The 13,692-nt window shown below is 60.8% G+C and carries 1 protein-coding gene; it reads right to left on the bottom strand.

Annotated features, from left to right (window positions below):
* Position 1 precedes the first annotated feature (1 nt).
* Positions 2-13,204, bottom strand: a complete 13,203-nt coding sequence (locus tag AC2FGC_RS17440) for a hypothetical protein (protein WP_496783011.1) — start codon at positions 13,202-13,204, stop codon at positions 2-4.
* Positions 13,205-13,692: the final 488 nt, after the last annotated feature.

Below are 13,692 nucleotides of genomic sequence, written 5' to 3' on the forward strand. Positions count from 1 at the left end.
CTCAAAATTGTAGCCCAAGGCCCAGACCAACCTGGAGAGCCTTGGTTGAGTCCCCGAACATATGGTCCAGGCTCAGATTGATAAAGCTGCTGTCATCCAACGCATACAGCCCCAATCGCGCCGAAACCAGCCCATGGGCGTCTCCGATAAAGCTGGTATTCGTAAACCCACCATCAGCTGCGCTTGCGCCTGCAAAACCGGCGCTTACTGATACCGTGTCGTTCGACGAGATGATGGCGCCGGCACGGAAGCTTACGCGTAGCTTTTGAGAGGCGCTGAGAATCTGTTCCGTCCCGATCTCAAGCGATGGGGTCAGGGAGTAGATCATCTCGCTATCATCCTGCAGGACAATCCCCGAAAGAGTTGCATCACCGTTGCTTTCTGTCGCCAGACGGGTGGCGTCAACAGCGATCTCGGGTCGCAGATAGGAACTGCCACCGGCAAATCTGTGATCATAGGCAAAACTCAACCGCAGGTTCTGCTGGTTCATCTTGTGCTTGATCGAACTGACGCCAACGGTGTTAACCACGTTTCCGTTGGGCAGCACACCACTGATCCCACCGGACCGGTCGGAGTCATAGTCTGACCAACCGGCTGACAGCATGGCCGCGAACTCCCACGGGCCGGTGTATTTGGTCAGCGAAGCACCCAGATTGAACCGGTCACCGGTCGCATTGTACTGCGATCCGTTCCGAAGGCTTATTTGGTCGTGACCCAACGCGAAACCGGCATAGAGCTCATCCCCAACCGGCAAACGGACACCGGCAGACAGGTTGGTATTGTTGATGTCCAACTCATCGTAGATACCAGTCTGCTCGCGGTCGTAGAAAGACCTTCCTCCGGAGAACCAGACACAATTGCGTGGATCGTCTCCGGCTTGGTAATCGGTAAACCGCTCGCAATTGTGCAGTGCGTCTGCGAATACCCGTGTACCGTAGTAGGCATCAACTGCATCCGCTGCGTAGTCAGCCACAGTGAATGCACCGATTGCCGCGATGACGTCAGCTTCGGAGGTCATGTTCCCGATCAGGGCGAACAACTCACCTTGCGCAGCAGAACCCTGCCCGTTCAGCACCTGGTTGATGTAGTCACCAACGGCCGCCTCGTTCGCGTTCATGTTCGCGGTCGAATAGTCCGGAGTTATCACCAGATCAATCGAACTGCCGTCCGATGTCGAGCCGTTCAAGCCAATCGAGTAATCCAACACTACTGTGTCCTGAATCGTCGTACCCGCATCCGCAGCTGTCCCACTCGGGTTGACGATGACTAGAGGTAACGCCCGTTGAAGCGTATTGAGCTGTGGTGTCAGTGTGCCGCCTATAGTGGCATTGCCGCTGACATTAACCAGATCGCTATTGCCACCCGATGCACCCGTGGTGAGGTAATATACGTCGAAGGTCGAGGATGCCGTCGCACCAAAGGCTAGGCTTCCCGTCAGGTTCGTGGTCTGGCTGACGTTACCGGTAAAGACAAAGTCACCCGACTTAACAGTCGGCGTCATGTCCGTATTCAGACCCCAGTTCGCTCCCAAAACAAAGTCGCCATTCACTTGCATCAACCCAGAAGCGCCCAGATTGATCGTGTCCAGCGCATAAAAGGCGCCCTGTTCCTCGACGGTCAGACCGTTGGTACCCGCGCCAAGGTCCAGATTGCCCAGTGCCTTACCCGCCAACGAAATCTGTTCATTGCCGTTTCCGCCGTTCACCAACTGGTTATTCCCGGCGAGAAGCACTGTGTCCTTGGACAAAGTCAGCGCGTTGTTCGCGCCGCCGTCCACAACGATTGATGCAATTGCGTCTGCTTGCCCGGTCCCGCCCATGACGACGCCATCGAAGCCAAGCGTGATTGCACCCGCTCCGTCACGCCCTTCGGATTGGGCCAGAACGCCGATGCCGCCTTCGCCCACGGACAGGATATTGCCATTCAGCGCCATGTCGATGGTGCCACCGGCCCCAGCACCACCCGCAGATCCACGGAAAGCCGAATCCACCATGCCACCACCACCGCCCAGTGACTGCGCCACAACACCAATCGCGTTTTCACCGGTGGTGACGATATTACCGTTTTGGGTGAACGTAATGTCGCCACCGTCACCACCATTAGCAGGCGAGAGATTCACTGTGATTTGGCTTGCATCCAAATCTGTAGAGACCAGACCGCCGCCGCCGCCTATGCTTTGGATTACGAAACCATGCGACCCAGAGCCGCTGGTGGTGATGCCCCCGATATTGGTAAGACCAACAGTTCCGCCGTCACCGGTTGAATCGTCTTGTGCACCCAAAGTTACATCCAAACGTCCTAGTCCAGCAACAACGACCTCACCGCCACCCGCACCAATGCTTTGAACACTCTGACCAAATGACCGATCACCCGTAGTGGTAATGTCTCCGTCCAGAGAGAGGTCGATATCACCGCCGTCATTGCGGAAACTTGGGTCGGAACCCAGGATCACCGAAGCAGCTTTGTTTGTATTCGCGGTGCCAGCGCTGTTCAGCACAAGCTTACCACCGCCGCCTCCGATAGACTGCGCTGCACCCGCCGAGGAAAATGCGCCGTCTGTGCCCACATCTCCGGTCCGGCTGCCGGTCACGTCGCCGCCACTGGCGTCATCCGTGTTAATCGCACCCAGACGTGCGGTGATGTCGATACCGTCACCGTCCTGAACATTGACGTTGTTCGCTGATATACCACCACCACCGCCAACGCTCTGCAGCATCAAGCCGGTCGAGCGATCGCTTGTCGTCGCGATATTGCCGGTATGTGATTGCGCAACCTGACTGCCAGCCATGTCTGAAACTTCATCGCCACCCAAAGAGATGTCGCTGATATAGGAAGTGCCGGTTCCTCCAGCACTGGCAGTTTCGGTGGTGAAATCGACTGATGTTTCGGAATTACCACCACCGCCATTTACGGACTGAGCGAAAATAGCCTCGCTACTTGTCCCATTCACAAGAATGTCCCCGGTCGAATTGACGGTAACGGTTCCAACCGACCCAGTGGCACCCTCGCGCGCACCAAGCAGTTGCGACACCGTGTAATCCAACGCAGAGACCAGCGGGGATGACACTGAATATCCGGCGTTTCCGCCGCCGCCACCAACAGATTGCGCAAAGATGCCAAACCCGTTTTCTGCATTCACGACAATCGCGCCTGTATGGTTGACCGTGACGTCTCCACCATCTGCGCCATCCCCGCCCGAACCGCCAATGGCGATCTTCGAGTAGGACTTGCCTGCCATGGTGTTTTTGAGGTCATTTACATCCATCGCAACAGCCAGCCCGCCATTGCCGCCACCGCCGCCAACGGATTGCGCCATGATGCCGTATGCACCCGCACCATCAACCCGGATGTCACCGCTGTTTGTTACGACCACGTTGCCGGCGATGTTGCCGCTGCCACCTGAACCGCCAATATTCAACTGCGCGGTCGGAGAACTGCTGTCGCCCGTCTTCAGTCGCAGCGTCCCAGTGATCGAACTGCCACCATTGCCACCACCACCACCGATGGATTGGGCGAAAATACCATGCGCACCTTCACCAGTTGTCACGATCGTCCCTGCATTGGTCACCAAGACGTTGCCGCCCGTGCCCCCAGTACCACCCGATCCGCCAAGACCGAATTGTAGTGCTCGCCGCGTGCTGGCCTCTGCCCCGCCATAGCGCCCGTCGACCGAGATCGTAGAGCCACCATTGCCGCCGCCGCCACCGATGGACTGCGCAAGGATGCCATGGCTCTCCTTACCGGTGGTGCGGATAGTGGCATCAGCTTCATTGACGACAGTTACCGTGCTGCCAGACCCGCCAGTGCCACCCGTGCCACCAATCAGAATTGCATTTGTCGTTGCCCCGTCCGAGGACCGGCCCAGAATGATGTTGCGCACCTGTTGCGCATCGCCACCCCCGCCGCCGACGGACTGCGCGTAGATACCAATGGACTTGTCACCCGTCGTCTGGATTAGGTCCCGATTTGTGATGGAAACCGCTGCAGACATTGCCCCGGTTCCGCCATTTCCACCAATGGACAGAGTCGCTGTGTTCCCGATGTCCTTGCGCAGGCTGATGATCCGATTTTCAACCAGACCACCCATACCGCCACCGCCGCCAACGGACTGAGCGAAGATGCCATGAGCCATCGTGCCCTCGGTCGTGATGATCCCATCGCTGACGACAGTCACGGTATCCGAAGTCATGCCGTCGCCGCCTGTGCCACCGATGTTAACCGAAATAGTCGTGCCGACCGTCGACGGATTGACCACGGCTTTGATGGTGTCGAGGTTCGATTGACCCGCCTGAACCATGCCGCCGGTGCCACCCGCACCACCGATGGATTGCGCCATCAAACCAACTGAACGATCGCCGAAGGTCGCAATTCGTGCAGTGTTGGACACGTCGACTTTGCCGCCTACGCCACCTGTGCCGCCCGTGCCGCCAATGGAAAGCGCAACAGACGTACCCTTACCGGCTGAATTGCTGGCCTTGCCACCATTGCCACCGCCACCACCGACGGACTGGGCAAACACGGCGTGAGCATCCGTCCCCTCTGTGACGACTGTTCCTGCGGCAACCGCCGTCACATCGCCCGCTTCGCCACCAGTGCCTCCTTCAAGCCCGACTGACAAGCTGGCTTTGTTGCCCTTGCTGTCGCCGGTCTTGGGCGTACCTATGCTGACTGATGTCGAGGACGAATTGCCGCCGCCGTTGCCGATGGACTGAGCGAAGAAGCCATATGAGCGGTTACCGGCGGTGCGAACGATGCCATTCGAGCTTGCATAGACATCGCCGCCGCTTCCTCCGGTGCCACCGGTCCGACCGATTTGAATGTTCACGTTGCCGCCATCTACGGATGTCGAGGCAGAGTTGTAGCCCGCATTGCCGCCGCCGCCTCCAACAGATTGAGCGAACAGACCATGAGAGTCTGCGCCGCTGGTCGTGATGTCCCCGGTATTGCGAACATCAACCGAACCGCCGATACCACCCTCACCCGTACCGCCACCGATTGCTAAGCCAAAGCCCTTGTTGGTCGCGTCTGAGGCCAGTTCGTACGTCATACCAAGGTTCAAAGCCGCGTTGCCGCCGCCTCCACCAATGGATTGACCAAAGACCCCGTGGCTGCCGTCCTGCAGCGTAACGATGTCACCATAGTGATCGATATCCACGGTGCCGCCGTCCCCGGCCGTTCCAGCATCACCGCCTATGGCGATAACAGCCGACACGCCGGTTTTATTGCCGGAGGAGTCGGCAGGGTTCACCTTGCCCTCCAACTCATCGAGAACGGCGTTGTAGTTGGCAATTACCGAGTCATCGACGCCCGTGTTGGTGGGCGTTTTCCGGTCAGTTGAATCGCCGGTTCCGCCATTGCTCTTGCTTCCGGTGGTTTTACTGATGCCCACAACCGCGTTGATACCGGCATCACCGCCGCCGCCGCCAATGCTTGAGGCTTCGATCCCGTGCGAACCGGCACCGTCAGTCGTGATGGTACCCGCAGCCGCAGCCGCGGATCCACGCGCAACCGTGACATCGCCTGCATCGCCGCCGCCACCGCCAAAGCCGCCGATACCCATAGCAATTGGCGAGCTGTCTTTCGTGCCGACGAAGGTCGCATTAATCCCACCGGTGCCGCCGCCGCCGCCTATGCTTTGGGCAAAGATACCGCGCGCGTGATAGCCATTTGTCGAAATATTTCCAGATTGCGTAACTGAAACACCACCAGCATCAGCGCCGGTACCACCGTGGCCACCCAGACCGCCCACAATGCTCAGATCGGTTTTACCGTCGGAGTTGTTAGAGTCGCCATAGTTCAGCTGCCCGGTCACGTTCAACGCGCCGTTACCACCACCGCCGGCGATGGACTGCGCCAAAACACCGTGCTTCCAGTTACCTGCCACCGAAACGGTGCCGGTATGACCCACGGTCACATCACCCGAAACATTGCCGTCGCCGCCAAAGCCGCCGACGCCAAAGGTAACCGAAGGGATCTTGCCATCTTTGCTCAGCGCAATACCGCCCGAAACGTTCAGACCGCCGTTACCACCCCCGCCGCCAATGGACTGTGCCATCAAACCAGCTGAGCCATCCGTATCCGGTTTTTCTTCGTTGAAGACACCCATATCGATGAACAAACGTTCGAGCCCGAAGGACGAGGCCAGCTCTTCGGTGTCGTCGACAATCGTGTCGCCGAGGAAATCGCGCAGCTTGTCTTCAAATGTTGTCGTATCGGGAATAGAGATATCGTCCGGGTTGGTTGTGACTGTGATGTCAGCCTGCGACGTGAGCGTGACGTCTCCTGCCTTGCCGCCGTCACCGGCGAAACCCCCAACACCAACAATCAACGAGCTGTCGGATACGATACCACCCGACACATTCAGGCCGCCATTGCCGCCACCGCCGCCAAGGGATTGGGCCAACAGACCGGATTGGCCGGTTCCGTGCGCCCTGATCGTGCTGCCTGCGCCGATATTCACATCGACATTCCCGGCATCACCGCCGCCGCCGCCGAACCCACCGACGCCCACGACCACCGCATAGGACTTACTGCTGTCCGTTTGGCCCGCACCTGGCTTGCCGCTGATCGCGATACCGCCGGAGACATTGGTGCCGCCATTGCCACCGCCACCGCCCAGCGATTGCGCGATAATACCGCTGGCGCCTTTGCTTTGGTCGACGGCAAATGTGCCGTCGGGTTGCCTGACCATCGGAACGGCCTGAACATTGCCGGTGTAGTCCAGATCAACATTGCTGGCATCGCCACCCGATCCGCCAAAGCCGCCAACACCAGCCGCGACCGAAAAGATTGTGTCCGACCCCGAGGGCTTTGTCAGCGCCAGAGAGCCCGAGATATTCACGCCTCCTGTGCCGCCGCCACCACCGAGGCTCTGGGCGAACACGCCATGCGACCCGTCACCCGCCGTGACAACATCGCTCTCCACATCCAGAGTTACTGCCCCGGCATCACCGCCGCCGCCGCCAAAGCCACCAAGCCCCAAAGCAACCGCCGCACCGGATTTACCTGTCAGGTTGACGGCACCCGAGACGTTCAGGCCGCCATTGCCGCCGCCGCCGCCAACGGATTGCGCCATGACACCGATGCTGTCCGCCCCTATTGTGACCACCGAGGTTGTGCCGCTGCTATCTGTGCTGGACCGCAGGGTGCTGATCACGTCACCCGCGTTACCGGCCCCGCCCCCGAAGCCACCCACGCCCAGACTGACCGAGCCGCCATTTTCCTGACTAATGCCCAACGAGGCCGAGATATTCGTGCCGCCATTGCCGCCACCGCCACCGACGCTCTGTGTCAGAATACCTGTACTGCGATCGCCGACGGTGCCAACACCGCCCGTAACAGTCGACTGAACCAGGGCACCAGCATTTGCGCCGCCGCCACCAAAGCCGCCTACGCCGATACCCACGGCTGCATTGGCCGACCGAGACAGGGACAACGCGGCCGAAATGTTGGTGCCACCATTGCCGCCGCCGCCACCAAGGCTTTGTGTCAGAATCCCGACCGAGTCGTCTCCTGTTGTTACAACACTGCCGGTGACTTGTTGCGTGACATTGTTTGCATTACCACCGTCACCTCCAAAGCCACCAACACCAATCCCGAGACCACCTGAATAGTTGCTGGCCACCGAAATCGCGCCGGAAATATTCGTGGCACCGTTGCCGCCGCCGCCGCCGAGGCTTTGGGCAATAATACCAGCCGAGCGTGTGCCCGAAGTGCTGACATTGCCCGAGAACGTATTGTCGACGGCCCCACTGGTACCGCCGCTACCGCCAAAGCCGCCCACTCCGATTCCTGCAGCACCGGACCCCGTGCGCGCAATGCTGAGCGCACCCGAGATGTTGACGCCGCCATTGCCACCGCCTCCGCCAACAGACTGAACCAGAACGCCGGTTGCGTTTTCACCGCTGGTGGTAACGTCGCCGGTAACCGAACCAGTGGCCGCACTTGCATTACCGCCGTCACCGCCGGATCCACCGATGCCAACGCCAATAGCACCGCCGCCGGTGCCCGAAATATTCACGGCCGCAGAGACATTCAGCCCTCCGTTACCACCGCCGCCCGCGGCGGACTGGACCAAAACACCGCCCGAATTGTCGCCGGCCGTTGTGACATCACCCACAACCGTTCCGTCGGCCGTACTGGCATCACCGCCATTACCCCCGCTGCCGCCAAGCCCGACAGACGCACCACCGCTGCCGGTTCCCGCAACCGTGACTGTGGCAGAGACGTTCATGCCGCCGTTGCCGCCGCCGCCGCCAAGGCTTTGAACTATGAAACCGCCGGACTCGTCCCCTTGCGTCGAAACGTTGCCGTTCAAAGAGGCCTCAGCCGTTCCTCCGTCGCCGCCCGTTCCAGATGCGCCGCCCAGACCAACGGATGCGCCGCCCGATCCCGTACCTGCCGCGGCAACCGCGACTGAGATGTTCATTCCGCCATTACCACCTCCGCCGCCGACGGACTGCGCCAGCAAACCGGTCGAGGCTTCGCCCAACGTCACAAGGTTCCCGGTCACGTTTGCGGTTACCGCTGAGGCATCGCCGCCGCCGGTTCCCCGACCACCAAGCCCAACGGCTGCTGCGCCAGAACCTGTGCCCGCGCCGCCAACTGAAGCCGAGACATTGAAGCCGCCGTTACCGCCGCCGCCGCCGATGGATTGGGCAACAACCGCGCCGGATTGTGCGCCTTCCGTTTGCACACTGTTCGCAACGGTCAGACCAACGACACCGCCGGTGCCGCCGCTACCGCCAGACCCGCCCAGTCCGACACTGATCGCGCCTGCCCCGGTGCCCGCACCTGCCAAGGCAGGTGAAATGTTAAAGCCACCATTGCCGCCGCCGCCACCAACGGACTGTGCCAGAATACCAACCGAAGCATCTCCCTTGGTCACTACGTTAGCCGTTGTGCTCGCGGTTACCAGGCTGCCGTCGCCGCCGCCGCCGCCTGAACCTCCTAGCCCAACCGAAACTGAACCCGCTCCGACGCCTGCACCTGACAGGGTTGGCGAGACGTTAAAGCCGCCGTTACCGCCGCCACCGCCAAGGGACTGCGCCACAAAACCGCCAGAGGCAAAGCCGTCAGTCAGAATGGTACCGTTCGACGTCAGTGTCACGTTGCCGCCATTGCCGCCAGTGTCGCCTGACCCGCCGAGCCCGACGCTGACGGCTCCGCTACCAGTTCCTGCACCTGACAGAACCGGAGAAACATTGAACCCGCCATTGCCGCCGCCGCCGCCGATGGATTGCGCCACTACGCCCGAGGACTGATCACCACGGGTTTCGACCGAATTGTTCGAAGTTGCGATGACGGTGTTGCCATCTCCCCCGCCAGCACCATCGCCGCCAAGGCCAACCGAAACTCCGCCCCCGCCAACGCCAGATCCCTGGACCGAAGCACTGACGTTGAACCCGCCATTGCCGCCGCCGCCACCGATGGATTGGGCCAGAAACGCCGTCGCCGAGTCGCCCTGAGTCAGGATTGTCCCGCCGGAGGTCAGAGTGACCGCGCCGCCATCGCCGCCTCCAGCTCCGTCGCCGCCAAGCCCCACGCTAACTGCACCGGACCCGACACCGGCGCCTGCGCCTGTGCCCGAGACGTTGAAGCCGCCATTGCCGCCGCCGCCGCCAATGGACTGAGCGACTACGCCGGACGACCTGTCCCCAGCCGTTACGATTGCATCCGTGGTTGTCAGATTTACCGTGCCACCAGTTGCACCTGTGCCGCCGCTGCCGCCCAGCCCAACTGAAACGGCACCGCTGCCCACACCCGCGCCCGCGAGTGAGGCGCTGACATTAAAGCCTCCATTACCGCCGCCGCCGCCGACGGATTGCGCCAGAACCGCTGTTGAATCCGCACCAGTCGTGCTGACAGTTCCGGTAACCCGACCAGTCACTGATCGACCGATCCCACCGCCGGACGCGTCGCCGCCCAAGCCAACCGTAACCGCGCCGCCACCAGCGCCTGCACCGGCTACCCCGGCGGTTACGTTGAAACCGCCATTGCCGCCACCGCCGCCGATAGATTGGAATACGACACCGCTGGAATTGTCGGAAAGCGTGGTCACGTTGCCCACGACCTGTCCTTCAACAATGCCGCCATTGCCGCCTGTTGCACCGCCGCCGCCAAGTCCGACACCAATCGAACCAGCGCCTGCGCCACCAGCGGCCACACCGGCCGTCACGTTGAAACCGCCGTTACCACCGCCACCGCCGATGGACTGGATCACAACACCGGTCGAGCGCAGTCCCTCGGTGCGGACATCACCATTGACAAGAACACCGGTCACGCTGCCGCCGATACCGCCGCTGCCGCCTTCGCCGCCAAGCCCGACACCAACGGTTCCTGCACCGGCTCCGCCTGCGGCCAGACCCGCGGCGACACTGAAGCCGCCATTGCCGCCACCGCCGCCGATGGACTGAACTACAACAGCACCAGAGTCATCGCCCCGCGTTGTGACGTTTGCGTCAACCTGTGCGGTCACTGCGCCGCCGTCACCGCCACCGCCGGCTTTGCCGCCAAGGCCCACACTGACAGACCCAGCAGCCGCCCCGCCAATATCGGCGCTCGCGCCGACGCTGTAGCCGCCATTGCCGCCGCCGCCACCCACGGACTGTGCGACAACACCGCTGGAAAACGCTCCGCTGGTTTCGATGTTTGTCCCGCCTGCAATCAGGGTGACGTCGCCGCCGATCCCGGCACCGCCGCCATCTCCGCCAACACCCACGTTGATCCCAATTGCCGCCACGCCGCTTGCGCTGACACCGGCTGCAATGCTGCCACCGCCATTGCCGCCGCCGCCGCCAACGGACTGTGCGATCAAAGCACTCGAACTGGTTCCCGTCGTTGTGATGTCAGCCTTGGTATAGACCTGCACATCGCCGCCGTCGCCGCCACTGCCAGCCTCACCGCCGATACCAACCGAGACATTGCCGGAAAACAGCGCCGAGGCACCACCGGTTGCTGCCACAGCCAATCCGCCATTACCACCACCGCCGCCAACGGATTGAAAAAGCATACCGGTCGAGCGGTTCCCGGTTGTGACAACGGTGCCTTCAAACCCCGCAGCCGTCGGAGAGCCACTGCCGTCAAACTGGCCGACCGTGACCGTGCCGCCTTTGCCACCCGTGCTACCATCGCCGCCGACGCCAACCGCCAAAGAGCCCGAAACCGGACCGCCAGACACCGCAACAGACACCGCAAATCCACCATTGCCGCCTCCGCCGCCAACGGATTGCAGCATGACGCCAATTGCATCGTCGCCGCCGGTTTGCACAGATGCAGACCCGCTGCCGCTGATTGACACATCGCCGCCGTCGCCACCACTGCCGGCGGAGCCGCCGACCGAGACCGAAGCAGCGCCAAAGGCACCGACCGCTACTGAAACAGCGCCGCCGCCATTACCGCCACCGCCGCCGACGGATTGTGCGAACACACCAGTGGAGCGAGCGCCCGAGGTTTGAATTGCAGAAGGCTGGCTGCTGTCGGTGTTCGACAATGTGACGTTCACGTCGCCGCCTTTGCCTCCGGACCCGCCATCGCCGCCGATGGCGACGCCCACAAATGCGCCGACCGCTCCAGAAGAACCGCCATTGCCGCCACCGCCGCCGATGGACTGGGCCAGAATGCCCATCGCATCATCTCCGGTCGTGGTAATGATCCCGTCATTGACGATGGTCACAGTTGATCCAGCGCCACCGCCGCTGCCGTTTCCGCCAACGGATACCATTCCTGCGGACGAGCCACCGTCGCCGCCACCGCCGCCAATCGACTGAGCGATGATTCCGCGCGCGCCGTCGCCCCCGGTCTGGATTTGTCCGTAGTTACTGACGCTTACTGCAGCTCCTGTGCCTCCTCTTGACCCGGTGCCACCGATTGCGACCAACCCGTATGAGTTCGCACCCGTGCCACCACTGCCGCCAATAGATTGCGCCATGACCCCATCGGCACCTTTGCCTGAGGTCAGAATGCTGCCGCTGCCCTGAACCGTCACGCTAACGGCGCTGCCGCTGCCACCATTCGATCCGACCCCGCCCAGAGACAGCGAAACCAGGCCACCACCTGTTCCGCCAGACCCACCGCCGCCGCCAATGGACTGCGCCACAATCCCGCGCGAAAAGTCTCCCTGTGTCTCAATGGCGCCAGCATGGGAAACCGTGACCGTCCCGCCGTTACCGCCGTTGTCGGCACCGCCGATCAAGGACACCAATAGGTTGCCGCTGGTCCCTGCGGACCCACCCGAACCCCCAATCGACTGTGCATAAATCCCGTTCGCATAGTCGCCGGTTGTCAGAATGCTGCCGGTTGATGTGGTATTGACTGTCACAGCTCCGCCGCTTCCGCCATAGCCGCCGTCACCTGAAGATCCTACCAGGCCCCACTGCGCGCCGCCGTTGCCACCATTGTTCGAAACGCTCAGGGCATAGATACCATCGGCGGAATCTCCGGACGTCGAAATCTCACCTCTCTGCGTGACGGTCACATTGCCGCCATCCGCTGAATGCCCGCCAGTACCACCGCCGGGGGCGGCGAACCCGCTGCCGCCATTCCCAGCCTCGCCACTTCGACTGAATGCGAAAATGCCGTAATTGCCACTGCCCGAGGTTTGGATTGTGCTGCTGCTGGACTGTGTTGCGTTGACGGTGCCGCCCTTGCCGCCATCGCCGCCATCGCGTCCGTCCCAGAAGCTCAGGTAGGAGTCACCACCATTGCCACCATCGCCGCCGACGCTGCCGACCTGCCACCCTATGTTGCTGGTGGCGTTGACATCACTGCTAAGGGTCTTTGTTTGCGTCGGACCAGTTGCGCCATTGCCGCCTGAGCTAGGCGGTACAACCAACGCGCCGTCACGGCCATTGCTCCCATCCTGACCATAGACAACTTGGTTCACGCCGTTCGGTCCCGACACATCTTCAGGTGGTGTCACCGCACCTGGAGTCCCAGAGCTGTTGAAATTGCTATTGTACTGCGACAGCGTCAATTGAGTGGACAAACCGGCCGTACCGGATGCTCCGGAATTGCTAATTTGAGCCGTTGTTCCTGAAATGGATACAATTTCGAATGCTAGCGGAGGATTGTCGGAATTGTAGATTGTGTCCCCGGCATCTTTGACTAGGAAAACGTATCCATCTGCTGTCTCTACAAATGCTGTTGTTCCGGCTGTGGGCGTCGAGGCCGGGTCGACAATCAGTGCGCTGACAGTGGTATCCATACCTGTCACCGGGTTGGCCACCGTGTCGCCTACTTTCGAGTCTGCCGTGGGCGCTGCGAATAAAGGTGTTGAAATTAAAGTATAAAAAGAAACAGCAAGCAGCAAACTTGACTTCTTGGACACCCTTGCACCCCACATACGACTTAGTCACAACACATGGGGGCAAACCGCGTTCGCGCAGAACGGCAACCTACAATTCGAATTTCCCCATCACATATCGGAATAAAATAAACACAAGATTAAGGCGATAATTCGAATTAAATTCGCTCTGTTGGAGTTACTCCGCGCTCATTGCCAAAATGCAACATTGAGTCTCAAATCATTACTAAAAATTTATCGGAAGTGTTTTGCACGCAAAAACCCCTTTCTGACACAATTCACGACGGAGATTCACTCTAAGAAATCAGCAGGGCAACTCGGTCGGTGCCGTCACGCTGACCGTCGTTTAGTTGCACATGTTGGCAATTGTGCATTGATGACTTCGATGA

This window comes from Ruegeria sp. CDSC054, assembly GCF_059610645.1.